Here is a 26,997-nt window from a genome sequence, read left to right as displayed (position 1 = left end):
CGCTATGAACCTGCGTGCGCGCGCGATGGCCCTGCTGGCCGCGTTTGCTCTTGCAGCGGCTGGATGCGGCAGCTCGGACGGCGGAGAAGGAAAGCCCTCGACGCCTGGTGTTACCGAGGACACCGTCACCATCGGCGGCCATGTGGCTCTAACCGGCCCGGCCGCGCCCGGCTTTCGCGACTTCGCCCCGGCTGTAAAAGCCTACTTCGACTATGTCAACGACAATGGCGGTGTCCACGGTCGCAAGATCGTCTACAAGTACCGGGACGATGCTTACAACCCCAGCACAACCGTGGACGCAGTTCACGAACTGGTCGAGCAGGACAAAGTGTTCGCCATCGTGGGGGGCCAGGGCACCCCTACTCACACCAAGGTCACCGACTATCTCAACAGCCAGAAGGTCCCCGATCTGTTCGTCGGGTCCGGCTGCCCCTGCTGGGACGCCCCCTCCACCCACCCGTACACCTTCGGCTGGCCGCTCGACTACATCCGCGAAGGAAAGATCCTCGGCGCGTACGTGGCCTCCGCCTTCCCGGGAAAGAAGGTTGCGTACTTCACCCAAAACGACGATTTCGGCAAGAGCGGAGTCGAGGGACTGGATCGGACCGTTCCCGCCTCATCGGTCGTAACCCGTCAGACCTACGAGCCCGGAAACCTCGACATCACTCCGCAGATGACCGCCATCGATAATGCGAAGGCTGACGTCATCATCGCCTACACGATCCCCACCTACACCGCCCAGCTGCGGCTCGCCCAAATCAAGCTCGGCAACACGGCCCAGCTGGTCGTGAGCTACCCGGGCGCGGACCCGCTCACCTTGTCCCAGCTGCTGAACTCCTATGCCGCACAGAGCGGCAGCGGGTCGGGTGACGCACTCATCCAGGGAATGGTTACGGATACGTTCCTGCCGCCCCTCTCCGGCTCCAGCGGCTGGAGCGATCTGTTCATGAAGGTCCGCGACCATTACGCGCCGTCGCTGCCGGAGTCCGCGCTGGCCCAGTACGGCATGGGGGTGGCCTTCTCCTTCACCCAGGCACTGCAGAAGGCCGGAAAGAACCCGACCCGCCAGTCGATCGTGGACGCTGTCCAGTCCGGCGGCCTCACCAGCCCCGGTCTGGTTCCCTACGCTTACAGTGCCCAATCCCACGCCGGATTCTCCGGCTCCCAGGTCGCCGAAATCAAGGGCACCGAACTGACCCTGCAGGGCAAGCCCCTGACCACCGACGACGGCAACGGCCCGGTTACTGCCTATACCGGTGACCTCCCCACCGCGCTCAACGGGTTGGGGACGGGATGAAGTCGGGGCTTTCCTGAGGCCGGCGTGGTCTTGCAGAGGGTCCGGTCGGACCGGCACTACAGGTGAGCATCGTGTCTTCCGGGTGGAACCCCGTCGGACGGCCCGCGCGTATCTGAAGGCCCTGCTGGGTCCGGTGAAGCGGAAAAACTCGTGGCGGACCGCCGCATAAGCCGGCCAGGCGACGCCTGACAAGGTCAAGGATCTGCTAGGGCGGATGACTTGGAGCTGGGGAGGGCTCCGCGACGAGGCACGTGCCTTCGTGGTCGAGCACCTCGGCGATCCGTGACGAAGGCGGAGCCGTGCGACGAGACCGGGGTCACGCCGGAGACCGGGCCGGTGCGGGTGGACATCGTGGCCCGGGCAGTGCCGCCGACGTTCGAACGCCGCTCGTGCGGGGCCGGGGTCGAAGGGCGAGCGGTACTACGACTGGGTGCTGCACCTGACCGTCTGGCACCGAGCTCTCAAATCTCACCTGTAGTACCGGGCCCGGCTGCTCGACACGGATGCGAAACCGATCGATCTCTGCCTACCAGCGCAAGGAAGGTTCAGCGCTGACCGTGGGGTAGCCGATGCCAGCCTCGAGAGGGGCACCCGCAGCATAGGTGGCGGCCTCGATGGCAGAGGCCGTCACGAGATCTATGCCAGGCATGGGCGTGATCAAGGCGCCACTGCACTGAGACCCCGCGCCACTGCGCGAAACACTCGATGTCCCGGTATGGGTGAACGCGTCGAGCACCAATGCATACGCAACCGCGTCATAGGTGAGCTGCATGTGGTCCACGACCCGTAGGGGGCAGACACTCTGAATCGCGATGTTGGTTGCTCCGCCATTTTGCCACGACACCGATGTGGGCAGCTGCGGGATGGATGCCTCGTCAGTTCGTGTGGAGATGCTTGTATAGCTGACGGCACCCGGGGTCTCATCACCGGCGTTGAGAGCCGAAATGAAGTTCGACCCTGCCCCGAGAAGAGGATGCTCGAGCTTCATCTGCCACATGGCCGGCACACACGACCCTGCCACGCAAAGCGTGTTGGCGAAGGCAGTGCCGTGGTAGGGCGCACCGAGGGCGACCATGTCATCGACCGAGTCACGTACGTCGGACCAGTACTTGATCGCTGCCCTGCCCACGAGCGCGCCCTGGGAGAACCCGAGGACGTCGACCTTCGATCCATAGTGATCAGTCATCGTTCGGACGGCGTGGACGGCGTACTCGGTGGAGGTCTGAATGTCGGTCAGAGCATGATCCGGAAGGGTTACCGTGCACGCGTTGATGCCCTCGTTGTTCAGTGCGGGAACGTAGTTCCAGTCCCATGCGCCAGGACCGTCCTGTGCGGTCCCGTGGATCAGCAGTACCGGCTCCCGCCCCGCAACCGGAGTCGGGGCATCGTGACACTGCAAGGCCGCCGCCATTGTCGCTTCCGGCACGTCCAGTGGAGGGTCACCTGTCTCGGCCGATGCGGAGATTCCCGGAAGTCCGATCAACAGCGCCGCTGCGACGGATATCCCGCTGAAGCGACGTAGTGTCATAGGTTTCACGATTCTCCACCTGTTTTCTGCGTAGGATGTGTCCTCGTTCGGGACAGCGGTATCCAGTGCTCTCTCTCGCGACGGCCCCTCAGCCGTCGCGATAATCCCAGCCAGAGTTCGGCCTACCAGGCCGCCATGTCACCTTCCAGCGGCACTGCCGATGCCATCGGCCGGCTCGGACGGAGCCGACTGCACATCATTGCGCCTGTATTCACAGCATGTAGCCTATTAAGGCATAACGGAGGCAAAGCGGACCCTTACGAGCGCCGTTGCCTCCCTTCTGATCTGCATGAATTGCCCTATCGGGCAGCCAGAACTCCCTGGCGAGAGCAACGTGAGCAAGCGGAACGTCACCGAGATCGCCCGGTACTACAGGTGATGTTCGAGAGATCGGCGTTTTCGCTGTTCGTAGTGGATGCGGCGGGCGAGGGCTTGGTGGGCGCGTCGCCACAGCGACGGGGCCACGACCACGGCCGGTGTGTGCGTGACGTGCCAGAGGGTCTGGTGGAGCAGGCGGCGGATCTCCTCGGCGGTGTACGGGATCAGTGCAGGACGCTGTCGAGCGGGAGCGGGAGCGGCAGGTGCAGCGGCGGCCACGTTATGGCGGGTCCGTGTCCCCGTCCTCTTCCTGCCGTCCGGCCTCGCTGTCCGGGGCGTGTGCTGCCGCTCTGCCTGCGGTGCGGGTGGAGGTGACGGACAGGAACGCGAACGCGGCCAGGGCGAGGGCCATGGGGCGGTGCCACGGTTCCCACTGCCGGACCTCGTACTGATCCAGGCCGCAGTCGGACTTCGCGGTCTCGAAGCAGTCCTCGACCCCCCACCGCATCCCCGCCACCCGCACGATCACGGCCAAGATGGTGCCTTGGTGGGCGTGGACGGCGAAGAGCGCCAGGTCGGTGGGGTCGGCGATCGAACGACGCACGAGCAGCAGGTGCTGCCAGCCGCTGTGGGCGGACCCGGCATCCGACGGCCAGGTGACCTCGGCCGGGGCCAAGTCGTAGTACCGCTCGCCCTTCGACCCCGCGCCGCACGAGCGGCGCTCGAACACCAGCGGGGTCCGGTCGGCGAATCCATCCAGGCGGATACTTCTGGCGCAGCGGTCATGTGTCGGACGGCTTCGGTTTCGCCCTCGCCTTGATCTCGGCAGCTCGGGCGAGGAGCTGGATGACCTTTCCGGAAGTATGCCTGAGGAGTCTGCGCGTTGGCTTGTCGAGCTTCAGATAATAGGCGATGCGATCCCTATCCGTAGGCATATTCGACAGCGTGGACTCGATCTCTCGGCGGCACTCCTCCACGATGTCTTCATTTCCGTAGGCATCCTGATCTGGATAGGGCATCGCTGCGAAAAGCTGATAGAAGGCGGTGCGGCCATTCTTTGAAATGAATGACATGGCCCGGTTTCTGTTGTCCCAATGCCTCACCTTATTGTACATCCGATAGGTTGCCCGGTCCTCCCTGGATAGGCTGTTCCATTCCATCAGGGCCGCGTCCGGGTCAACCTCGATCAGGGACTCGAGAATTATCGCCTCGTCCCGGAGGTCTCGCGAGTAATCGGTATCGGCGATGGCCAGTGGTCCGCTCTCCCCGGCTGTGGGCAGGCACGCAAGGAGATGGAGATCGGTGTAGCCTTTCTCTGGGTTGATTTTGGAGAAAAGGCCGGTGCACGAGTGCTTTTCCGAGGTGCATCTGTCTATGGAGTTGCACAGCGCGATCGGCCCGTTGATCGGGGATGTGGAGATACTCTCATGGCCGTCTATGAAGACGACCTTGTCAAGCATCGGGGACATGTAAATGACGTCGTATGCGTCGTTCTTCTCGTCCGGGGTGCACGACTCCAGTATCTGATTCGGCATGTCCAGATTGGATCCGTCTGCTTCGAGCGTAAGGGTGGGGGAGCTGTTGGGGCTATTGACGGCATTGCACGCGTTGACCAGTTGGAGTCCCTTTCCCTGTTCGCCCCATATATGCACCTTGAGTCCATTTGGAATGGCGACGAAGCCGTACTCGGGCCCTCCGTGACCGATGATGTAGATGGAATCCCCAGAAGCGCTCCCGTGGTCTTCTGCTCGTTCTCTCCCGATCCCGGCGTGGGCCGCCTCGGCGATGGTCATGCGCAGTACCTGCTCGCTCGCCCTCGGGCCTGTGTTTTTCTCATGGATCAGGCGTGTCGCCCCCTCTGGTGTAGGGAAATCCAGACAGTCGCCTCCATTGAACAGGACATCCCAGGCAGTGTGAAGCCACGAGGATGCAGAATCTGCTGATATGAACTCGGATCCCGTTGCCGCCTGGTGCAGAAGCTGGGAAGCGTAGTAGCCGCCGTTCATTCGATACTGCATCAATTCGGAATAGATCTCTGAGGAAAAAGATTCGAAGCCGTTGTCGCCGGGGCCTCTGTAGCGCTGCTGGGCGGCGAAATTTCCATAGCCACCGCCGGGGTCACCATGTTCCTGGGCGGCCTCGATTGCACGTCGAAAGAAATTCTCGAATTCTCCTGCGGTGGACGGTATCAGGGGCCAATTTTCCATGGATTCTCCTAGTTCCCGGCCGGGTGATGAACGCAGGGACATATCGCGCGTCTATCAGGTGGATTTTCCTCGCCGTGCGCGGTGGTGATCGTCGGGGCCCGGCCATGGAATTCCGGGCGTGTGGCCATTAGTTTACGAGGTTCGGTGTGCGGGAGTGATTCCCGAAAGGTCCGCCGATCGGGTGGAAGAGCTTGTCAGACATCCCATGCCGCAGCGGTGTCAAGCTGCGGTCGGGAGGGTTGCCTGGAGGATCAGGGCTGATTCAAAGTCAATGCCGGGAACCCTGGAAGCCGCCGACGGATACTTCTACTTCTGACTGCACCCTTCGCACCGGCCGGCGGCCCGCCGGCGACGGAGCGCCTCGACGCCGCCGGCTTCGACCTCACCGAGCCGCACCGCCTCGCCGACGTCGACACCCGGTCTCTCGGCCCCGCCGAATGGGCCACCGCAACAGCGGCACCGTCTACCACCGGCTCAGGACCAGGACGGAAGCACTCTGCACCGCCCCGCTGTGGGGTCTCAACGGCGCCCACCCCCGGCCCGTGCTGGACACCGGCAGCTTCCCCGCCTTCGCCCGGATCTGCCCGAACTGCACCGACCCCGCGTGGCTCGCCCACCAGGACAGCCGACCCTCACCCCTCACCCGCGGTCGCCGCGCACCGCCTGCTGCCCAACCCCTCCTGCCCGTTCCCTCCTGCCAGAAGGGCATGTTGCCGACCCCGCGTCCGAACGGTGCGTCAAGCGAGGTGGTCGTGCACTTGCCTCCTGCGGGGCGGTGGTCCGTCCCGAAGGAGGCGAGGCAGGTGGGTGGTCGGGGGGTTATTGGACTTTGGTGCCGGTCCAGCGGCCGGTGTTGTTGAGGTAGGCCAGGAGGTTGGTTTCGGGGGTGGTGGTGGAGGCGCCGGCGAGGACGGTGGGTGCTTTGCCCTTCATGGTGGTGGCGATGGTGCCGGTGATGGTGAAGGTACGGGTCTCGCCGGCGTTCATCGCGGTGGGCAGGGTCCACCAGGTGCCGTTCAGGGACGAGCCGAGGACGGGGATGGTGCGGGTGCCGTCGGTGCGGCCCGCGGTGGGGTTGTAGGTGACGCCCGTGGTGTTCAGGCCGGTGAACGCCGCGCCGACCTGGACTGCGGTGGCTTTGGCGGGGCCGGTGTTGGTGACGGTGACGGTGTAGGTGACGGTCTGTCCGCGGGTGAGGGTGCCGGTGGGGCCGGTGGCGGTGACCTTCAGGTCGGTCTTGTTGTCGGTCACCGTCAGGGTGAAGGTGCGTTCGGCGTAGGCGCCGCCGGTGTCGGTGGCGCGGGCGGTGAAGGTTGCGGCACCGGCCCTGCGGCGGGGTTGTTGGCGACGGTGGCGTTCAGGGTGATCTGCTGGTCCGTGGTCGCCGGGTTCGGGGTGGCGGTCACCGAGGTCGTGGTCGCGATCTTGTCGACGGTGAGGGTGAAGGCCTGGGTGACCGGGTCACCGACACCGTTGGTCGCGGTGATGGTGAGTGTGCTCGTGCCCGCGCCGGTGGGGGTGCCGGACAGCGTCGCGGTACCGTCGCCGTTGTCGGCGAACGACGCCCACGGCGGCAGACCGGACGCCTTCAGAGCCGGGCTGGGCGCGCCGGTGGCCGTGACGGTAAACGCTCCCGCAGTGCCGACGGTGAACGCCGAACTGCTGCTGTTGTTGTCGGCGCTGGAGATGGCGGCCGGCGTCAAGGTATAGCCGATGATGACCTCTTGACCCGTCGTTGCCGCGCTCGCAGAACCACCCGCGGGGACCAAGTTGGCACCCGCTGCGCCGCCTGCGGCGCCCGAATCGTTTCTTGACCCTCCGCCGCCCCCTCCCCCAGCACCGCCGTAACCGCCGACGGTGGCGACGGACCCGTCACCGCCTCTGCCACCGGTGACGACGCTGCCGGCTGCGCCGGTTTGGCCCGAGGGAGCCCCGTCTCCGGCAAGCGAGCCAGCGCCACCGGGGCCGCCAAGGCCGTCTCCCTGTGAGGTTCTGCCTCCACTGGCGCCTCTGGCGCCCAGCGTGGTGGAGCTTCCCCCACCGCCACTCAGTCCTCCGCCGAACCCTCCGTAGAAATGAATTCCACTGTAATGCACGCCGGTGGGCGCGTCAGAGGCCATTGCGATGCTGGTCCCGCCCGCAGCACCGGAGGCGTAGACACCTGTGCCGCCTGGACCGGCTGCACCGTGGTTGGCGCCGCCGCCAACGCCGCCGGTCTCTGACGGATTGCCGCCGCCACCACCGCCACCACCGGCAGCGACCACTATTCGTGGGTCGCCTGTGCCTCCGGTGATCGAGTTGGTGCATGCCGGATCGTTGATGCTGCAGCTCTGCACGGTGCTGGAGCCGCCTCCGCTTCCCGCGGCCCCGTTGTACACGCCGGGCCCGCCAGCCCCGCCGTTGTGGTCGACCTCGATGTAGAGCACCTGCTGCGGCTGTACGGCCAGGGTAGCGGCCACCGTGTCACCTGCTCCGCCACCGCCCCCGAGGACGTTGCCGGCAGCATGGCCACTCTCGCCGGCCGTGCCAGTGGCGGTGACGTTGACGGATCGGATGCCGGAAGGGACGGTGAAGGCCGCCTCGGCTCCGGTGTAGCTGTAGGTGCACAGGACCGAGATGGATCCGGATCCGTCGGTGGCCGGGGATGACTGGTAGGGGGCCGAGGTGTCGGCGTGTGCGGGCAGCGCAGTGAGCGCGATGAAGCTTGCCGCCGGCAGTACCACGCCGCCGAGGAGTGCAGCCGTGGAGCGCCGCCCTGCCGCGCGGAGCCTGCGACTCTTCGGCGGCGGGGCTGTTGTCTCCGGTGGGCGGGGGTGCGTGATTGCAGGTCCATCGGGGCCTCCCGAACAGGCTGGAGGCATCGCCCCGGCGGGAGCCCTTTACGGCACTGGCGACCATCCGCACGACGCCCAGCGTCAAAGAACTGGTAAGGACACCAGCGTCCCGGCCTGGGGGGTTTCTGCATCATGGCCTGCCGGGCTTCCGGCGGGGCTCGGGCCGGGGGCCGGGTGTCCGCCCGCCCGTTCGGGTGTGGCGGCCTGGTGCCGGTGGTGTCTGTCGGGTACGTGCGGTGATCACGGAAGTGGCTGCTGGGTGGCACCGGGCGGCTGGAGCAGCCTCGACGTCAACGCCTCGAGCATCGCGCTGACGGGCATGCCGAACAACACCAGCCACGCCAGCGCCGTCGGGACCGGTCATGGCAAGCTCTACCGCACCACCCGCACCACCCGCACCATCGACACCAACGGGACGTGGGCGTCGGTCAGCCCGCTGGCCGGCCCGAGCGACTCGACGGCCAGCAAGGTGACCCTGGCGGGTATGACCGACAGCACGAGCCGGTACCTCGTCACCGGCCCCCGCTGGCCACCACACCCAAGCAGAAGAAATTGAGAGGTTCACGGATCTGGCCAGGAACATGACACGGGGTCACTCTTGATGAACGGGTGTCAAATCCGGCCTCGTGGCGAAGCGTGTGGCCGGCTCGGCGGTCATCCTGCGACCGCTTCGGGCGCCTGCCCGATCTCCTCGTCCTCACCAAAGGAGTTCCAGTGTCCGCAGACCTCTCGCCGTACCTCGAACGCGGCCGCCCCGTCGTTCAGGGATTGTTCCGCATCGTGGTCTCCGTCCTCTTCGCATGCCACGGTGCCGCGACCCTCTTCGGCGTCCTCGGAGGGGCGCACGGCAGGACGCCTGAGGTCGGGCAGTGGCCCGGCTGGTGGGCCGCCGTGATCCAGCTGGCCGCGGGAGCCCTGGTCCTGCTCGGACTGGTGGTCCGTCCCGCCGCGCTGCTCTGCTCGGGCTCGATGGCCTACGCCTACTTCAGTGTCCACCAGGAGCACGGCCTGTGGCCGATCCAGAACGGTGGCGAGCCCGCGGCGATGTTCTGCTGGGCCTTCCTGCTGATCGCGATCACCGGACCGGGCGGCCTGGCCCTCGGGCCGGCGGTCCGGCACCGGACTGCCGGCTCCGCCGCGGCCGCGGCCTGAGGCCACGGCCGGCCGAGAACGGGCGACGCAGGCGGGGTTGACATCGTGCCATCCGACACCGGCGGGTCCTGCGGGCCCGGTGCCACCCCGCCCTTCGGGGCACGGCGACGATGTGGGTACGGGATCATCTGGAAAGGCTGTTCACGGACAGCGACTTCGAGGAGTGGTATCCCGCTGACGGGCGTCGGGGTGGGCCGGCGGTCGCCGTGGTGTAGTGCCGCAGGACCTCGCCGGTTTCCGCGTCGGTGGTGGTGCTGTGCCGGTGAGCTAGACCGGTGCTGCGCAGCCGCCGGTGGCGTGGGTCGGCTGGGGTTCCTGGGACGAGCAAATCGGCGCCCGAACTCCCCGACCCGGCGAACGCGCAACCCTCCACTTGTCCCAAGCCGCCGCGCTTCTCGTCATCCGGCGCGTAGCGCCCAACCGCCTCGACAAACTACCTCTCATCCTCGAAGAGATCCGGCTCGGAGCTGAAACCCTCAAGCCCCTCCTACTATGTCCGCGCCGCTGCCAGGTCAGATTTCCAGCGGAAAGGCCGAAGCGGCTAATCAGCGAAATGAGCTGTACCAAGTCCCCGCAAGAGCGAATTTCCGAGCCAGGCAAAGTCGCTCATGAACCTGTGCACGCTCGTGCGTAGTCCGCCGATCCCCCTTCCATCGCGATCCGGGTGAACACCCTCAAGTGCAGGTCGACTACGAGGCGCGCTCGACTGCCTCCCGCACCGCGGGGCAGCGCAGGATCGTGGCGCGATAGAACGCACTCGGCGGTGTCGCGGCAAGTGCGACCATCACGACACCGCCGAGGGGCTCTGTCGCGCCAGGTCAGTATCCTGCGGCGACACGTCTCGCCCCGTCAGTGCCGGGGCAACCGGGCCGCCGTTGCCCAAAAGGACACCCGATGCCCCCAAAGGTCTGGCCTGATGGGCGCGAGTCGACCGCCCGACTCTCGCGAGCATAGGTCTTCAGCACCCCACACGAACGTTGATCATCGATTGCATATCCGTCTTAATGAATGGAGGGGCCATGGCCTCGGGCTACATTGTCTGCCACGGACGGGAGAGTTACCGCGGTGAGAAGTTCATAGCCCCGTGCGACTTGTATTTTTATGCAGAATCGGGGAGAGTGACCAAGCGGGGGAATGGGCTTGCCGTTCTGTCCACCGGAGGAATGCTGGCAGTCGGCTGCACCCAAGAAGTAAAAAAGGGTCAAGAAGCTACGGAAATCGGCCTCACCTCATTCAATGGAGATGAACTTGCTCAGCACCTCGCGGTAGCCACCAGCAGTCAGCTCCGTGGAAAGCTGTACATACTTGGCACCGACATTATCGAGAAAGCCTACAATAAGCACACCAAGGCAATAGTGGGAGTGAAGGGCATCGTCGAAGAGGACTATAAGCTGTCGAAGCTAGTCCAGAGAATCGTCGAAGAAGAAGAGGGAATTGAATCACTGCACTTGATCAACTGCAGGTTGGGGCGAAGGGGCGGTTCGACGCTGCCGCTCGGCAATGAGTCTCCCCATGACAGTGACCAGGATAAGGAACTCGACTGGGACGGCAGCAGCAAAAATTATACGTTCAAGGAGAATGACACCCGCCACGAGCCGTCACTCTGGAATTTTCATCAAACATTGGGAAAGCGTGCATTCAGCGCCCTAGGAGCAGATGAATTCGAGAATCTGCCCAGCGGAACGAAGGCTCCGCTAGACGGATTCGGCGGGAGGAGGCACGACCTCGTAACGGTCCATTCCAAATTTTTCGAAGCGGTCGAGAATCCCATTCAATGGACCACGCCCAAAAAAGCCTGGCAAATGATTCCCCGCGTCATCTGGGATCCCGACGTTCCCATGCCCGCAACGCTCGCTGACTCACTGCCATCCCAGGATTGGCGCGATGCATTCTGGTACTATCTAAACGGAAGTATCGGACGGAACATCCCGAACTCCGGGGTGGCGAAAGCAAATCTCCATCTCTGGACCATCATCGGAAAGTGGCTCTCGCCGGACAATGTATTCCACCTGCGAGGTGATGACGGAAGGGAATACGAAGCGGATGGTGTGCTCGACTCGGAGATCTTCACCTTCGCGAGCGGGCACAGCGGCTACACGCCAACCGTCGACCAGGTTCTTTTGGAACACGCCATGCAATGCAGTGGCAATGTAGGCTACCTCTGGACGGCCATCGACAAATCAGCCGCGAGGAATTCGGCCGATTTCCTCAGGCAACTGACGTCCCTTCCGGAGGGCTACGCGCAGTGGATTTTCAGCTGGGTCGAGGCCTGGGCGGGAAACCATCCAGCCGCAGCCGCAGCCGCAGGTGACGGGGACCGGATGGAAGCCGACGGGGAACCGCTCAGGCCGATTATTTTGGACGATGTGCTGGGGCGGCCAGATTTTGACTGGGCAGCGCTCGATGCCACCCTCGCGGATTGTTTCAACAATGCCAGCGAGCAGCTTGTGTCCGCCATGGAAGCTCTGAGAAGCAGCCTTTCGGGTGACACGCAGGCGGCATGGGATTCCTTCGCCGAAACTCGAGAGGAACTCCGCCGGCAGTGGATGGAAGAACAAGCCGGAAGCAACGGCTGAAACGGCAATTGACCGGCGCGGCGATGGAATAGAAGTAATCACGCGATACGTGAGATCACCGTCGGTCGGCGAGGCCCTTGTCCGACATTCGTCTTCGTCTCATCCCCCACGCAGGAATGCATGCAGATGTTACAGTTCTGACGTTGTGGACTTGCCGGCCGATCTTCTGCCATGGGCCTGGCTTCATGTCAAGCCGCCGCACAACCGACCCCTGGCAGCCACACCCACCGGTCCGGGTCCATGGCCGCCGCTGCACTGCTCCCGCTTCGTAGGTGGTTCGGCGAAGCCGCTCCGACTCATCTGTGACCGCGCGGCACGTGTTGTGGCGCAGGGGGTGAATACCGCAGGGCACCGGTGTGGCAAACTCCTGGTGGGGCACAGACCCCCGTCCGCGGCTCTGAGACCGCGTTTTGAGATCTCTGTGGATCAGGCTCCGAAGGGTCCTCTACGCTCGGCGGATGGGTCGTGTCCCTTGACGTGGTGTAGTGGTCTTGCGCCAACAGTCATGAAGTGGAGGGGAGTTCCTCGATCAACTCGATTCCGTCCGCCGAAAGCAGTGACTCCATGAGGCGGAGTAAGTCAGACTGGGATAAGGCCATCGCGTACCTCCCGAGTGAACTCGCCTTTCTGCTCAGAGAGTTGCGCGATGGCTGCCCCATGGCCAGGGGTTACTCCAAGATCCCTGCTGCGCCACTCCATGGGACGCCATCCAGCGGCCGGCACGCCGGACCGTAATCCTGCTGATCGGGTGGCCGTCAATGGTAGACACGGCATCACCCTCCCGAGCCGCAGCTGAAAGAGCTCACTTCTCGGTCATGCAATGCCATGCCCCGCGGGCGAAGCGCTCGTAGACGGTCTGCCAGGGGCCGTAATGCTCGTGCAGGTGACGCCACGACGCACCGTCCGCAGCCGCCACAGCATACCGTTGACCACCTGCCGATGGTCACGTCAGGGACAGCCACGCCCGTCCACCTGTGGCAACAGAGGGGCTATCCGCTCCCACGCCGCGTCCGTCAGCTCATCTCGACCTGCCACAAGATCAATTATCAGACAGGCTCTGTCTCCGCTGGCTGGCAGCGGCCGAAAGGGCTTCAATCACTGCGGATTCGAAGATGCAGTGGGATTTATTTCACCATCGGGCGAACTGTCGGGCATGTGACTGCTCCTTTCGTTTTCCCTGTTGGTTTGTTTTCCTGCTCATGGATTTTTTAGTGATGGTTCGAGGTGCGAGTAGGGCCGGTAGTGCATGGTGAGTGTGAGCCGCCCCACAGGGCCTGCTCGGAGCCTGGCCTACAGTGATGGTCCAATCGCTTTCCGGAGTCGTCCAGAGGCGGATCGGCTGAAAGCTGGCCGGCCTGCGGGTAAGGCCAGATTTCAGACTCCCTATTGCTCCCGACATCCTGCGGCCTGCCGGCCGCGGGTTATGTGAACGGAGAACTCCGATGCACTTCAGTGGGAAATCGATGCAACCGGCCGGCGGCCGGGACAGTTCCGAGGGAGCGGTCCGGGACGGCAGTCCTCCTGGCGGGTCGGCACAAAGATGGTATTCCCGTCACGGCCGCAGATCCCGTACCTCGGTGGCCGTTATCAGTGTCGTTGCCCTCGCGTGTGGGGCCCTCTCCGTGCTTCCTTCGGCCGCCATGGCCCAGGACGCCTCCGCGGGCTCGTCGGCGGGCACCGAGGCCGCCCCGGGGGTCCCCGCCGAGGGCCTGATCGTCGGTTACAAGTCCAACACCGCCGAGGCCGGGTCCGACGCAGCCGCCAAGACCGACGCCACCGCAAAGGGCAGGGCGGCCGGCAAGAGCGTGGACTTCCAGCACCGTTTCGCAGACGGGGCCGCCCTCGTCGGCCTCGGCAAGGGCCTCACCAGCGCCGATGTCGCCGATGTCGTCGCCAAGTACAAGGCCGACCCGCGGGTCGCCTACGTGGAGCCTGACCGCCGCTTCACACCGCAGGCCGTCCCCACCGACCCCTCCTACAACCTGCAGTGGGACCTGTTCGAGAGCACCGGCGGCATCAACGCGCCCACCGCCTGGAACACCGGCGCCGGCGCCGGCGTTACCGTCGCCGTCATCGACACCGGCTACACCGCCACCACCGCCACCCACCCGGACCTCGCCGCTAACATCCTTCCCGGTTACGACTTCATCTCCGACACCACCGTTGCGGGAGACGGCAACGGCCGCGACGCCGACGCCCACGACCCGGGCGACTGGGTCACCGCCGGCCAGTGCGGCACGGGCAAGCCCGCTGAGAACTCGTCCTGGCACGGCACGCATATAGCCGGCACCATCGCCGCAGCCGCCAACAACGGCACGGGTATCGCAGGCGTCGCCTACGGCGCCAAGATCCTCCCCGTGCGGGTGCTCGGCAAGTGCGGCGGCATGACGTCCGACATCGCCGACGGCATCATCTGGGCCTCCGGCGGCACCGTCTCCGGCGCGCCCGCCAACCCCAACCCCGCCAATATCATCGAACTGAGCCTCTCCAGCGGCGGTGCCTGCGACACGACCACGCAGAACGCCATCAATGCCGCCCGCAGCCGCGGCGCCACGGTCGTCACCGCAGCCGGCAACGAAAACCAGAACGCGGCGAACTCCTCACCTGGCAACTGCTCCGGCGTTATCAACGTCGCCGCTACCGACCGCGGCGGAGCCAGAGCCTACTACTCCAACTACGGAGCCGTGGTCGACGTCGCCGCCCCCGGCGGCGACATCCGCAGCAGCAACAGCAACGGGATCTTCTCCACGCTGAACGCCGGCACCACGGCACCCGGCGCCTCGAACTACGGCTACTACCAGGGCACCAGCAATGCCTCCGCGCACGTCGCCGGCGTCGCCGCCCTGCTCAAATCGGCGAACCCCAGCCTCACCCCCGACCAGATCGAAGCGGCCATCAAAGCCAGTGCCCGGGCATTCCCCGCCACCTGCAGCCAATGCGGCACAGGCATCGCCGACGCCACCAAAGCACTCGCCGCCAGCGCCCCGGGCCAGCTTCCCACCGTCAATGAAACCGAATCGAACAACAGCATAGCTACGGCAAACAGTGTGGCATCCCCCTCGAAGATCGCCGGCACCATGAACTCCAGCGACACCCTCGACTACTACAAGGTGTCCCTCCCCGCAGGAAAGACCCTGACCGCCACCATGACCCCCAACTCGACTGCCGACTTCGACCTCTACCTGAAAAACAGCAGCGGGACCCTGCTGGCGTCCAGCGAGAAGGCGACCGGCCAGACGGACAGTGTCACCTACACGAACAACGGATCAGCCAATGTAACGCTCTACGTAGACGTCACCTACTACACTGGAACCGGCGCCTACACAGGACAAATGACCTGGTAGAACAACAAAGCCACAACCCGGAAAGAACCGAAACGATCCCGTAAAAAAACTCCGGCCAGACCACCGGCTGCCACCGCACCAACCCAAGCTCCGTCAGAGTGAACGACCTCCCAGATCGCTCACCCGACGGAGCTTCAACCTGTACCCACCCATCACCGGCCACCACTGAACATAAACCCGGCATCTCCGCACACGACGGCCCCATCGACCCGGCCGGGACCGGCTGACCCGGGGAGTGGGTGCCCGGAGCCCGTCCTGTCATCCGAAGGCGAGACGGCCACCGGCTGATTCTTCGAGAACGACCAAGCTCTTGAAGGGCAGGACGACCTGGCGCTCGCGGGACAGCGCGGGCACCAGGTCGTTCGTCGCGTCCGCCGGTGGTGCGGAGAAGTCGAGTCGAGTTCGTCGGTGAGCAGAGCCTCGACCGCGCCGGGCCGTACCGGTCGGCATCCGGCACGGTCGGGTCCACTGCTGCGACGGAACGCTACCGGCCGGAGGCCTCCGCAGTGGTGAACAGGTCCTGCAGGGTCTGGGTCGCCAGGTTGAGCAGCCAGGCGTGGGCGGGGTCGTCGTCGTAACGCTTGTGCCAGAGCAGATAGAGGGGTACGGGCGGCAGGTCGAACGGCAGCGGCAGGGTGGTCAGGCCCAGCTGCTCTCGGGCGGAGCGGGTGACCGCGTCGGGGAGGGTGACCACGACGTCGGCGTCACGGGCGAGTTGCAGGGCGGTGTCCGTCGCGGGGGCGGAGACGGTGACACGGCGCTCGTGGCCGAGGGCGGCGACGACATCGTCGACCCGGTCGCGCAGGCTTCCACGGCGGGAGACGGTCACGTGGTCGGCCGCCGTGTACCGCTCGACGGTCACCGGTCCTTCGGTGAGCGGATGGCCCGCCCGGACGGCGAGGATGATCCTGTCCTGGCCGATGAGGCGGTGATGGATGTCGGGCTGAGGCGACGGTCCTGCGCTGGAGGCGACATCGACCTCACCGCGACGCAGCTCGGGGGTGTCGTGGCCGGGCTCGACCGTCAGACGTATCTTCACCCCCGGGGCCTGGCGGTGCACCGCGGCGACGAGGGCGGTTCCGCAGGCGGTGGTGAGGGCGTCGTGCAGGCGGACGGTGAACACCCGCTCCAGGCCCTCCAGGTCGAGATCCGTACGGGCGGACAGCAACTGGTGAGCCTGCTGCACCAGGGCATGGACCTCGGTGCGCATGGTCAGTGCGCGGGGCGTGGGCGTCATATGGCGTCCGGTGCGGACCAGGATCTGGTCGCCGGTGGCTCTGCGGATACGGCCCAGCGAGCGGCTCATCGCCGGCGCGGTGACGTGAAGCCGGTCCGCGGCTCCGGCCACGCTGCCCTCTTCCAACAGCGCGTCCAGGGCGGTGAGCAGATTCAAATCCAATTGCATGACAGTAACTATAGAAGTAGAGATCATGCGATGGCTGTTGGCAGTTGAGGTTACCGGCTTGGCGACGCGGGGCCGCGAGTACCCACCACCGGCCTGCTCCCGCCGAATTCCGTCGCCGCCGCCGAAGCGGCCGTCGCCCGGCCGGAGGAGGCCGCGCCGCCGACCTGTGGTGAGCGTAGGAGGGCGAGTTCACGGGCGGCCCCGCTCGGGGCGGGCCGCAGCACCAGGGCGGAGCGCCGCCCGTTCCCAGCAGGTCAGCCCACGTGACCTGGAGTCAGGCGGTCTCCTGGTCGGCAGCAAGTGTCCATCCCCTCGTTTCGTGAAGTCCTCTCTGTGCGGTCTCGTCCTGGTGGACGGCGGTTGTCGGCACTGTCGGATGATGCGTTCGAACTCGGTCGGTGGGAGTCCGTCGGCTCGGGTGTGCCTGCGCCTGGTGTTGCCGAAGTCGGCGATCCAGGTGGCGATCTTGATGCGGGCCGCGGTGCGCGTGGCGAACCGGTGCCGGCGGACGTGCTCGACCTTGAGCAGTGAGATGGAGGCCTGCGCGGCGGCGTTGTCGAAGCACGAGCCGACCCGAGAGAAGTCGGAACGGTTCACTGCCTCTCACTGTGCACTATCGGGCCTTGTCGAAATGCTGCGACCGAACTTCGATGGCCCTAGGTTCGGCGACGACTATGAGGCTGTTCGATGTCGAGTATTTATCTGAGTGCCCAGGCATGGCTGGAGTCATCCGATGCGGAGGAGGTGCTGCTTCCGGAAGGGAAAAGGGTGGTGTTCCACGCCCGAGCGGGGACCTTCCTCGCCGAAGACGCAGGCATGAGGGTCCTGCAGATCCAACCCGAGACCGGATATGATGAGTTCTCGCGTGATCCTGGCGGTGCGCCGGTCTTCATCCCGAACTACACTTTCAGTGGCATGACGGACCTGGAAATTTCCGTGGAGTCCGTCGTGGCGCAGGACGGCGGCAGTGCATACCCGATCCTCTGGCTGAGCACCAGCGGTTTTTCAGATACGCGATTCTGCGAGTCGCCCGAGAACTGCCGGGATGGATCCCGCCACTCCTGCGGCGGGATCCTCGACCCGGACAGTAGCATCGGCGTGCAGCTCAGTCACTACGACGTTCTGCACATAGTCGCCTGTCGAGCGCCGAGCGAAGGCGTACACGGCACAACCTATGATGTGCCGACGGATACCGATCCTCAAGTCCTTCTCTCCGCAGCGGATGCGAAGCGAATGATGCGCAGACTGATCAATGAGGATTCCGACGAGGCGTATCGGTACTGGCAGGGAATCGGCGAGCAGACCCGGGCGTTCATCCTCGGAAGCAGCAAGGCCATCGAGAATTGGTGGGAGTTGCGCTGCGCCACAAGCGTCCTCATGTCCAAGGGGCCGAAGACATTCTACAAGTACTGCAAGTCCCAGGATCCCGCCGTACGGAAGAATATCTTGAAGGATGAGCACTTGAGATCCGCTTACCTGTTGGGTCGGAGAAGGGCGCAGAATTAATTGATCGGGTGCTGGTGGACGTGCTCGACCTCGAGCGGCGAGTCGGCGCCTCGGCCGGCCGGTGTTGACTTCCCGGAGGATGCGTTCCACCGGTCGGTCCGTCGGCGACCGCGGGAGGAGGAACGCGATGATCGGCGGCCACCAGCGGAACGGGCCGGGGAGACGCGGGCGAGGGGGCCGTTGCGGTCCGTTCACTGCGGGTCGTCGACGATGTCCCGTCGGTTCTCGGCGTCCACGTCGTCGACGGCGATCACCCGCCGCACCAGCGCTCGGATCCGTTCGGCGAACTCCTCGCGGCGGACGCCGAGCTCCTCACGGCCCGCATCGACGAGGTCCAGCTGCCGTGCGAGCCTCAGTGCCCCCGCGAACAGCTCCCGGGACAGCGACTCGGGCCCGTGCAGCCGGGCCTGCAGCAGCATCTGCTGGCCGACCCCGCCGCATTCGTCGAGGAATTCCTTCTCGACGACGGGCGTGCGCGGGTTGCGGGCGGCGAGCCGTTCCGCGACGACCAGCTGGGCGTCGACGAATGACCGGAGCACGCGGTGGGCCATGAGGAACGGCGCCCGGCGGAGCACGTCGGGCCCGGTGCCCGGTCCGAGCCGGGCGAGCTCGGTGTCCAGGCCTGCGCGGTGGGTCGCGAGGTCGGGCAGGAAGAACTCGCCGCCGAGCAGCTCCCGCAGTTCGGCCAGCTCCGTCTCGCGTTCCTCGTCCGGGACGAGCACGAGCAGCTCGGCGAGGGCTCGGTCGACGAAGTGGTGCACGGCGGAGTTGCGGTAGAAGGCGGCGACGAGGTGATGGCCGGGTTCGATGGCGTACACGGGTTCCGTTCCACCGGAGTAGGTGGTGACGACGTTCTCCGCGGTGAGCGCCGCGAGCACGCCCCGCATCCCGGCCGGGGTGCGCAGGGACTCGTCCGAGTGGGGCAGCGCGCGTTCGTCGAGGTGGTCGAGGACGGGCGCGAGCACGCGTTGCACCTGTCCCAGTGTCAGCGCCCGGTCGCGGACGCCCAGCAGTACGAGCGCGACGAGTGCGGTGGCCGTGACGGGTGTGACCCGGTTGATCCCGGCTGCGACCTCGGCCGCCACCCGCCGTAGTGCCGCACGCCGGTCCGGGCCGGTGGCCAACGCGTCCCGCAGCGAGATCGGCTCGGCGAACCGGACGTGCGCGACGCCGATCTGGCGCAGCTGCGCGGCCGCGTACCGGGCCAGCCAGGCGATGCCCTCGCCCTTCTTCGCCGCGCCGGACTGCTCGGCGGCCATCGCGGCGACCTCGCGCAGCTGGTCGTAGGTGATCGACACCGGGACCAGATGGACGTCGGCGACGTGTTCGCGTTCGAGGGCGTCGGCGACGTTGGCGAGCAGCCCGTAGTGCGGGGCGCGCAGCTTCCCGGTGCGCGACCGGCCGCCTTCCATGTACCACTCGAGGTTGAACCTTCTGGCCAGCAGAAACGCGAAGTACTCGCGGACGGCGAGCTTGTAGACCTCGTCGTCGCCGAACACGCGCCGGATGAAGACGATGCCTGCGCGCCGCGCCACCGGGCCGACCGGCCAGAACCTCAGGTTCTCCCCGCTGAGGACGTGGTTGCGGGGGAAGTCGCGCTCGGTGAGGACGTCGGCGAGCAGCATCGGGTCGGCGTAGGAGCGGTGGCTGGGCAGGAACACCAGCGCCCCGGACTTGTTCAGCTCCCGCAGCCGCTCGATGCCGGACTCGTCCACCTGGACGTCCCAGGCCCGTGCGTGAAGCGGGCGCAGGACGCCCGCGAGCAGGTCGGTGGCCATCGGGCTCAGCGAGGCCACCAGTCCGCGCAGATCGCGGCCGATGCGGGAGGCGACCTCGTGTTCGGAGAGGTCGAGCCGCTGCGCGAGCGCCGCCACCTCGCGTCTGAACGCCGGATCGGCCTCGATGGACTCGACGATCCGGGTCGGCACCTTGTACCGGGCGCCGACGACGGCTCGTACGGCCCGGCGCAGCGCGAGGTGGGCCTGGGAGGAGATGAAGCGGCCGAGGTCGTCGCCGTCGGGCAGGCGGTCGCGCAGCTCGGCCACGGTCGCGGGCTCCGATACGACGACCTGGGCCCGGTCCGGTTCGCGGCGTGCGATCCGTGCCTGTTCGATCGGCGGGGGGCGGCGGGGGTCGCGGAGTGCCAGCGCGTCGCTCCAGCGTGCCCGGCGCACGCCGTTGCGCTCGCGTGGCAGCCATGCCACCTTCACCGCCGTCAGGGTCGTGTCGGCCGCGGTGCCGGCGCGCACGATGTCGTCGAGCGCGCGTGCGAGGTCGTCCCCGTGCAGGGGGAAGGTCCGGGCGGTGCCCAGCCCGTGCTCGGCCGCCCAGCGGTGTACGAGCGCGCGCTCGGTGTCGCTGTCGGCTTCCACGAGCAGCAGCGTCCGTTCCGCGGGTTCCTGCGTCGAGAACGCCATCGGACCCCTTCCGTATCCCTCCATGCTGTCCCAGACGGCGCCCGCGGTCATCTCCGGTCTCCGGCGAGGGCAGCGCCTGCCGACGCACCTCCGAGCGGAGGTGCCCGGAGGAGACAGGTTTTCCATTCCGAGCCACTGAATGAAGCGTATTTCAGGAGCGAACGCACATCGCCGCATCATCGGGATCCATGAGCCCTACATATTCGTCGGTCGGTCCGCTGCGTCGGTGACCGTTCCCACATGCGCGTCAGCCCCGGACGCCATCGCGCGACCGCTGCCGCCGGTGGACGGAACCATGCCGCCCGGGCGGGTCGGTCGGCACCGGGCCGAGCCCCGCCCGCGACGGTGTGGACGGCGATGAGCGGCCGTCGCTGCCACCGGACACCGGCCCCTGCAGCGGGTCTGCTTGTGGCGAACATCGGATTTTGTCACTGTGGGGCGATGACGGACCATCATGGACCGGCGGGGCCCGCCGTGTGCGCCGGCCCCTGCTGCGACCGGCGGCTGCCGAGCCGGGCCCGTACCGGCAGGCCGGGCCTGTACTGCGGACAGGCCTGCCGTCAGGCCGCCCTGCGCCGACGCCGCCTCGCCGAACAGGCCCCCCACCTGCGGGACCAGGCCCAGGAGCTGCTGCGCGGCATCGACCTGCCGCTCGCCGATTCCGGGCGGGAACGGCTGGCGGCGATGGACGGCGAACAACTCGTCCTGGCCGTCCGGCAGGCCCGGACCGTCCACAAGTACCTGGCGGCTCTGCGCGAAACGCTCGGCCTGCCGCCCCACCGGATGGGCCTCCGGACGGACTACAACGGTGAAACGCCAGGCCGCAACCCTCGTCCGGCCAGGCGCGGGCCGCATCCCGGCCCCGGCCAGCAACCCGTGCCCACCGAACTCATCAACCTGTTCCTCGAACCGCCGCCTCCGGCCCGATAACTGCCGCCAGGTGACAGCCGCACGGTGCGGTGCGGAGTCACATCCGGCGGTGCAGATCCGCCCCGGCCGATCGGCGAACACCCGGGCGACGTGGAGCACGCGCACCCCGGACGGCGGCCGGAGTCGCGGAGCGCAGCCGATTCGACGGCGACCGGTACGCTCCGGTCGCCGCACCTGGGGCTCGTCACGATGGGCGGCGCAACCCAAGTTCTGACGTGATGTCATATACCGTCCGTGTCCGCGATACCGGCGATCCAGGATTCCCCGTGCCGCATCGTCGGCCGAGGAAGGGAAGCGACCCTCTGCGCGCCGCGGGACTGCCGCGCGCCGTCCACGGCCGCGCGCCGGACACAGCACCGTGTGGACGACCTGCGTGCTGCAGGCGACCGGCCCTGGTGACGAGGTCCTGCGCCGGATCGCGCTGCCACGCGCGCCGGGCGCCTTGCTGACGGCGTTCCTGCCGGTGGCCGACGGATTCCTGCTCGTCTGGGAGCCGGGCACCGGGCGGCACTTCGCACAGGTGGAACAGGTCGGCGACTTTGATGCACGGAAGCTGCCGCAGTTACCCGATCGGGACTCCCGTTCGACCGACAGCCCTCAAGATCGGAACGGCAACGTCTTTGAGATCAGACTCGTTGTCGTCAATCTCCAGCCGTGTTCCGTTGGTCCTTGAGAAACAGATCTGTCTCCGGTGCCCGGGTGGACCCACTTTGTCCGAAACGTTCAAGGAAGTAGTCAGTGCCCACTGCGCAGCAGGTGGCCACTATGAGGATTATTCCCACGATCACAGCGTCCATGGACACATGATGTAAGAATTTGATCTGATCATGGATCCCCCGATCGGTGGTCGAAGGGGTGGAAAACACTCGTTCAACAGCGGAGTTCCCTACAAGAGACCGGACGCCCTAGGTGGCATGGGCTCCATGGAAACAAGCTTCATCCCTCCTCCCGGCCGATCGGAGGAGGCCTGAAACGGCGTAACGAATGTGTACTGGGTACTGGCAGTACTCGTAAACCGTAGAGGCGAGGATGAAGATCATGAAATCCGCAGCACTGATTCTTGCTAGGCTGCGCCGCGTTGCTCACCGGGTCAGCTGCATGAGTGACAGTGCGATGCACGGAAGGTCCCGTCGTGGATTTGCCGGTCCGTCGGTATCTGGTGCACTGGCGGCACAGGGACTGAGGCTTCGCGGGGCAGATCACATGTAGGAGGTATTCGCATTCGGCGTAGGGTCGAGGTCGGACTGGGCTTTTTTGCCCCTGATTCCGTGGCTCATGTTGCGGGCGATGACCAGCTTGATGCCACGCTTCCACAGCAGTCGACGGTACGTACCGGTGGTTTGTTGGACCCGCAAGTAGAGATCGATGGCTGGTCCGCTGGCCAACGGGGGCGGGGGCCTGGAGTTCGGGCGGAGAGGACGTGTTGGACCAGGTGTGCCAGTAGCGTTGCAGGGTGTGCCAGGGGTTGAGCCAGGCGCAGACCGCGCGGATGGGCCTGATCTCGTTGCTGCGATGGGGACTTGTCCGCGGACCAGGCGTCCCGACAGAAAGAGAACGCGCAGTTCACGAGGGTCTGGTGGCGGCGGATCGCGATATCTGGGCGAACCTGGAAATCAGCCCGGGCGAGTTCGTCCTTGATCTGCTTGTAGCTCTGCCCGATCCGGCGCCGCGGGCCGTGGAGGCGAAGGAGTTTTCGGTCAGTCGGAGTGCTCGTGCGGGCTGTCGGCGGCGCACCAGGCCCTGGTGTGCCCGTCACGGAAGGTGCGGATAGCCGCCGTCCGGTCACCCGGATTCTCGGGATCCGTCCAGCTCAGGGCGCGGGCCGCTTCGACCGGGTGTGCGCGTCCATGCCGCGGGTCCAGGTGCCAGGCGGGGCTTGAGGGGGCGTCAGCGCTTGCCGGTAGCCGCGCCGCGTTCGACCGGTTATCGGATGTTTGTAGGTCAGGCCGGATGGTGCGGGTCGAGCTGGTCGAGGATCTGTTGGAAAGGGCGACGCAGGGCGACCGCGGCAGGGCGGGAATCGACGCGGACGTATGCGGCGATGAGGTCGCGAGCGCTGGATAGGGCGGGCTCTGGCTCGCCCGTACCCAGTGCGCCGGTGATCACCTGGGTAGTGGAGGCGGCCAGCGCAGGCAGGTACCGTCGAGCGTCGGCGAGGACGGGAACGAGGTCTTTCCTGCCGGTGAAGGCTGCCGCCTCAGCGGCAAGGGTCGTCAGGTGAGGTGCGAGTCTTCCTGCAGCTTTGATCCCGTGGGCCAGTCGTTCCACCGCGTCGCGGTGCCTTCGCCGCAAGGGATTGAACCGTATGGTGCGTTCGGCCTCGTTGGCACGTACGGCGCAGTTATGAATCGCATCGGTGTGGCCGGTGACGGCGGCGACGTTGGCGCGGGCTGTGATGGGGTCGGTGCCGAGGACGGCAACGGTCCCGGTCAGACCCTGGACCAGGTGCATACGTGATTCGTGGGACAGCGATGTGAGAGTACGGCGCGGGTCGGGGGGCCACAGCAGGGGCGAGACCAGGATGGTGACGGCTGCTCCCGCTCCGGTCTCCCAGAGACGGTGGACCGCGTAGCCGTCGGGGGAGGTGCTGGCGAAGACCAGCAGGGAGGAGACTGCGACCTGGACGTTCAGCGGGCCGCCGGCGCGGAGGACCATCCCGGTTCCCAGGCCCAACGCTACGACGAGAGCGAGTGCGATGGTGGAGGGGTGCAGGACGTTGAGGACGATGATGCCGATCGCGACACCCGCGATAACACCCAGCACACGTTGAAGGGCGGTCGCCAACGCGGTGACCGGGTCGCCGCGCAGGGCGACGAGTGGTACGACGGCCGCATAGACCGGCGGCTGGTCCGCTCCCAGCCACTCGGCTACCTGCCAAGCCACGGCAGAGGTCACCACGATCCGTGCGGCGGTCGGTCCCTCGGTGCGCAGGATGTCTCCAGCGCGACTACCCATCGATCTGCCCTGACCGCGCACGCGTTCCCGGCTGTTCGCAGTGAGCAGGACCTGGTGCCGGTCCAAGTGTCCCGGACCTGAGGGTTGGGAGGATTGGACCGTCAGCGATCGGACGCTTCAGGACCTGTCGTGACGCAAGCCGTCGTCCTTCGGGCCGGGACAGAGTCTCCCGCCACGGCGGTCCCAGCCCAGGCTGGGCCCGCCGCACCATCCCGGACAGCGTCGCACGCGACTGGTGCACCCTGGCTCCCTGCCTCGACCGTGGTCAACAGGCACAGGGTGACCGCCGAACGCACAGCCACCCTTGATTGCGCCGAAGGTGGCATGTCGCAGACCAAGTCACGGGGAGTAGAAGGCACCACGTCATCGGAGAACATCGAATCGCCGCTGCAAGTGCCCCCCTCTGGCCGAGGCTGGGTCCTACCTCGCGGGCCTGTACGCCGAGTGCGCCGGCGACAGTCAGTGACAGCAGTGGCCGGGGGCCGGGCGGATGATGTGGAGCGCCGCGAGGGGAGCGTCTCCAGCGTCGGCGGTGCCTGCTCCTGCGCTGCCCAAGCAATGTCGGCGAACCAAGTGCTGGTTCGCGCAGGAGGCGGGCTCCCGCCCGCCCTGACGTGGGCTGATGGCGGTTCGAGATGCCGGAGGGGGTCTGTTCCCGCAAGAAGAGCACGGCGGCCCCGCTCTGGCGTACCTAGCGTAATTGAGGAATCGTCAGGTAGCAGGGCGGGGATTTTTCCGGTCTGACCAGGGAGGTCAGGCCGAAGGGTTCGGGAGCGTCACTTGTCGGAATTCAAGTATTTGACTCCGGTCATCTTGAAGTCCTTCGGGTCGAGTATTAGGAGATACTGAATCTTAGACCAGGAGTGCACGCTTTCATGGTAGTTCATAGAATGATAGGCCGCGCCATATCCATTCGCCTCTGCGTATTTGCTCAGGCCTGACTGGTCGAATACATTCTGCTCAATGAATGGGGGTGTGTGTCTCTGGCCGCCGGTCAGGCTGAGCGTTTCATCCTTATTGTAGTCTGGATTTACTGTCCGCCTCACGGAGGAGGGTGCCTCGTCATTCAGGGTCGGCATCCCCATTCCACCGTTGATCTTCATGGTGTTATAGGTTCGCGTCGCTTCTGGCTTTCCGCTGGCATGTGCATAGGAGTGTCCCCATACTTTCAGGACGGGCTTTTTGCCTATGTACCTTCCCTCGATAATTGCTTTCCCGGTGCCGCGTGACGTCTGGGCGTAGCCAAGGGCTGCATCGTACATCGGGGTGAAGTATGCCCCCTCTCCCATGGCAACCCGGGTGGCCTTTTTCATCCCGGTTCGGCTGATTTCTTGTGCGTTACTCGCGCTCGTTCCGTGGAAAATTTTCCGCTGTGCAAAATTGAATCGGGTGGCATATTTGGTCTGCTCCAGGGTGGCGTCACCCGTGGTCATGTCGTACTTGACTCGGCCGTTTTTGCCCATCTTGAATTCTGGCATGTCACTGAGGTCGCCCGGAGCGTTGGCGCTTGCGGCCGCCCTGTCCAGTGCGTCGACTCTGCCCTTGACGCTTCCTCCGCCCGTGAAGGCCTTGAGTTGGTGTGCCTCGGCGAACAGGTAGGAGAGAGCGATGTGGCCGCTGGGGTCTACGTAGTTGATGGGGTCGGCGTCGAAGGCGTTGTAGCGGTTGTGGAGTTGGTAGGTGTCTTTGGTGGTCCAGTGGCCGTCGGTGGTGTAGGTGCGGGCGGGGGTGTATTGGGTGTTGTCCCAGGTGTTGGTGTATTCGCCGCCGAAGGTGTGGGGGTTGGTGTGGGCGCGGTCGGTGTGGGGGTTGGGGGTTTGGGGGGTGCCGTGGTGGTCGGTGGGGGTGCCGTAGTCGTCGTAGTAGTAGGTGTTGGTGGTGGTGGCCTGGTGGTTGACGAGGGTGGTGGTGTTGCCGCGGCGGTCGGTGGTGAGGTAGCCGGTGCCGGTGGTGTTGTCGGTGACGGGGGCGCCGTTGTGGGTGAGGGCGCGGTGTTCGCGGCCGCCGGGGGTGGTGAGGTAGGAGGCGGTGAGGCCGTCGGTGGTGTCGTTGGCGAGGGTGCCGGCGGGGGTGTAGTGGAAGGTGGTGGTCTGTTCGTTTCCGGGGGTTTTGGTGGTGGCGCTGCGGCGTGAGCCGTCGGCCCAGTAGGCGATGCTCACCTGGGCCTGTTCCGGGGTGCTGATGGCGAGGGTGGTGGGCTTGTTGTCGGGGTTGTACTCGATAGTTGTGTTGTGCCGGTCTTTCGTCATGTTGCCGGCTGCGTCCCATACCTGGTCGGTCGTCGTGTCGCCTGTGGTGACGGCGGTGCGGCGTCCGGCGTCGTCGATGGTGTGGGTGGTCTGGGTGGTGTTTCCGTCCTTGTCGGTGACGGTGGTGTGGGTGACGTCTCCGGAGGCGTTGATGGTGTAGGTGGTGTCCTTCACCGTGGGGGCCTGGTCGTTGGTGCCGTTGTGGAGGGTGGTGTGGGTGAGGCGGTCGTAGGCGTCGTAGGTGTGGGTGGTGTGGGTGGTGGTGTGGGGGCCGGGGGT

17 protein-coding genes and 2 pseudogenes are annotated in these 26,997 nt (G+C 66.0%); 8 read left to right on the top strand and 11 right to left on the bottom strand.

Annotation, left to right across the window (positions count from 1 at the left end; translation table 11 throughout):
- The first annotated feature begins 4 nt into the window (after positions 1-4).
- Positions 5-1,297, top strand: coding sequence for an ABC transporter substrate-binding protein (locus AB0D08_RS18735; protein ID WP_359889998.1), 1,293 nt, complete (start codon positions 5-7; stop codon positions 1,295-1,297).
- A 526-nt stretch (positions 1,298-1,823) separates the two neighbouring features.
- Here the strand turns inward: AB0D08_RS18735 and AB0D08_RS18730 are convergent.
- The 5 genes from AB0D08_RS18730 to AB0D08_RS18710 form a co-directional block, all read right to left on the bottom strand.
- On the bottom strand, positions 1,824-2,825 hold the full coding sequence (locus tag AB0D08_RS18730; RefSeq protein ID WP_082526689.1) for an alpha/beta fold hydrolase: 1,002 nt from the start codon (positions 2,823-2,825) through the stop codon (positions 1,824-1,826).
- A gap of 598 nt (positions 2,826-3,423) precedes the next feature.
- Complete coding sequence (locus AB0D08_RS18725; RefSeq protein WP_359889995.1) at positions 3,424-3,873, bottom strand: hypothetical protein; 450 nt, start codon at positions 3,871-3,873, stop codon at positions 3,424-3,426.
- A 52-nt stretch (positions 3,874-3,925) separates the two neighbouring features.
- On the bottom strand, positions 3,926-5,350 hold the full coding sequence (locus tag AB0D08_RS18720; protein WP_359889992.1) for a hypothetical protein: 1,425 nt from the start codon (positions 5,348-5,350) through the stop codon (positions 3,926-3,928).
- Positions 5,351-6,169: 819 nt separating this feature from the next.
- Complete coding sequence (locus AB0D08_RS18715; RefSeq protein ID WP_359889990.1) at positions 6,170-6,601, bottom strand: CARDB domain-containing protein; 432 nt, start codon at positions 6,599-6,601, stop codon at positions 6,170-6,172.
- A gap of 2 nt (positions 6,602-6,603) precedes the next feature.
- On the bottom strand, positions 6,604-8,073 hold the full coding sequence (locus AB0D08_RS18710) for a hypothetical protein (protein ID WP_359889988.1): 1,470 nt from the start codon (positions 8,071-8,073) through the stop codon (positions 6,604-6,606).
- A gap of 370 nt (positions 8,074-8,443) precedes the next feature.
- Between AB0D08_RS18710 and AB0D08_RS18705 the strand changes: the two genes are divergently transcribed.
- The 3 genes from AB0D08_RS18705 to AB0D08_RS18695 all read left to right on the top strand — a co-directional run bounded on the left by AB0D08_RS18705 (position 8,444) and on the right by AB0D08_RS18695 (position 11,912).
- Entirely contained in the window at positions 8,444-8,740 is a 297-nt protein-coding gene (locus AB0D08_RS18705) for a hypothetical protein (protein WP_033820570.1), read from the top strand.
- A gap of 158 nt (positions 8,741-8,898) precedes the next feature.
- Positions 8,899-9,336: a DoxX family protein gene (locus tag AB0D08_RS18700; protein WP_033820569.1), complete on the top strand. Its 438-nt coding sequence runs from the start codon at positions 8,899-8,901 to the stop codon at positions 9,334-9,336.
- A 1,019-nt stretch (positions 9,337-10,355) separates the two neighbouring features.
- A complete protein-coding gene (locus AB0D08_RS18695; protein WP_359889985.1) occupies positions 10,356-11,912 on the top strand; it encodes a hypothetical protein in 1,557 nt (518 codons plus the stop codon).
- Between the two features lie 832 nt (positions 11,913-12,744).
- Here the strand turns inward: AB0D08_RS18695 and AB0D08_RS18690 are convergent.
- Positions 12,745-12,947, bottom strand: a pseudogene (locus AB0D08_RS18690) (transposase); the annotation flags it as partial.
- A gap of 605 nt (positions 12,948-13,552) precedes the next feature.
- On the opposite strand from AB0D08_RS18690, the gene AB0D08_RS18685 reads away from it, so the two are divergent.
- Complete coding sequence (locus tag AB0D08_RS18685) at positions 13,553-15,256, top strand: S8 family peptidase (RefSeq protein ID WP_199520330.1); 1,704 nt, start codon at positions 13,553-13,555, stop codon at positions 15,254-15,256.
- A 484-nt stretch (positions 15,257-15,740) separates the two neighbouring features.
- Here the strand turns inward: AB0D08_RS18685 and AB0D08_RS18680 are convergent, their stop codons facing one another.
- Together AB0D08_RS18680 and AB0D08_RS18675 are read right to left on the bottom strand one after the other, a co-directional pair.
- Positions 15,741-16,661, bottom strand: coding sequence for a LysR family transcriptional regulator (locus tag AB0D08_RS18680; RefSeq protein WP_359889982.1), 921 nt, complete (start codon positions 16,659-16,661; stop codon positions 15,741-15,743).
- A 189-nt stretch (positions 16,662-16,850) separates the two neighbouring features.
- On the bottom strand, positions 16,851-17,258 hold the full coding sequence (locus AB0D08_RS18675; protein WP_082526804.1) for an integrase core domain-containing protein: 408 nt from the start codon (positions 17,256-17,258) through the stop codon (positions 16,851-16,853).
- Positions 17,259-17,348: 90 nt separating this feature from the next.
- Between AB0D08_RS18675 and AB0D08_RS18670 the strand changes: the two genes are divergently transcribed.
- On the top strand, positions 17,349-18,167 hold the full coding sequence (locus tag AB0D08_RS18670; protein ID WP_359889980.1) for a hypothetical protein: 819 nt from the start codon (positions 17,349-17,351) through the stop codon (positions 18,165-18,167).
- A gap of 191 nt (positions 18,168-18,358) precedes the next feature.
- Here AB0D08_RS18670 and AB0D08_RS18665 read toward each other — a convergent pair whose 3' ends face one another.
- Entirely contained in the window at positions 18,359-20,584 is a 2,226-nt protein-coding gene (locus AB0D08_RS18665) for a glycerol-3-phosphate 1-O-acyltransferase (RefSeq protein ID WP_359889977.1), read from the bottom strand.
- A 441-nt stretch (positions 20,585-21,025) separates the two neighbouring features.
- Between AB0D08_RS18665 and AB0D08_RS18660 the strand changes: the two genes are divergently transcribed.
- Together AB0D08_RS18660 and AB0D08_RS18655 are read left to right on the top strand one after the other, a co-directional pair.
- Complete coding sequence (locus AB0D08_RS18660) at positions 21,026-21,514, top strand: hypothetical protein (RefSeq protein ID WP_149038352.1); 489 nt, start codon at positions 21,026-21,028, stop codon at positions 21,512-21,514.
- Positions 21,515-21,887: 373 nt separating this feature from the next.
- Positions 21,888-22,187, top strand: a complete 300-nt coding sequence (locus tag AB0D08_RS18655; protein WP_149038351.1) for a hypothetical protein — start codon at positions 21,888-21,890, stop codon at positions 22,185-22,187.
- A 1,268-nt stretch (positions 22,188-23,455) separates the two neighbouring features.
- On the opposite strand, the gene AB0D08_RS18650 is transcribed toward AB0D08_RS18655, so the two are convergent.
- Together AB0D08_RS18650 and AB0D08_RS18645 are read right to left on the bottom strand one after the other, a co-directional pair.
- On the bottom strand, positions 23,456-24,409 hold the full coding sequence (locus tag AB0D08_RS18650; protein WP_033822444.1) for an FUSC family protein: 954 nt from the start codon (positions 24,407-24,409) through the stop codon (positions 23,456-23,458).
- 836 nt (positions 24,410-25,245) lie between these two features.
- Positions 25,246-26,997: pseudogene (locus AB0D08_RS18645) on the bottom strand (hypothetical protein); the annotation flags it as partial.

This window comes from Kitasatospora sp. NPDC048540 (assembly GCF_040651175.1).
Classification (GTDB): Bacteria; Actinomycetota; Actinomycetes; order Streptomycetales; family Streptomycetaceae; genus Kitasatospora.
This window is presented reverse-complemented; position numbering and strand designations above follow the sequence as displayed.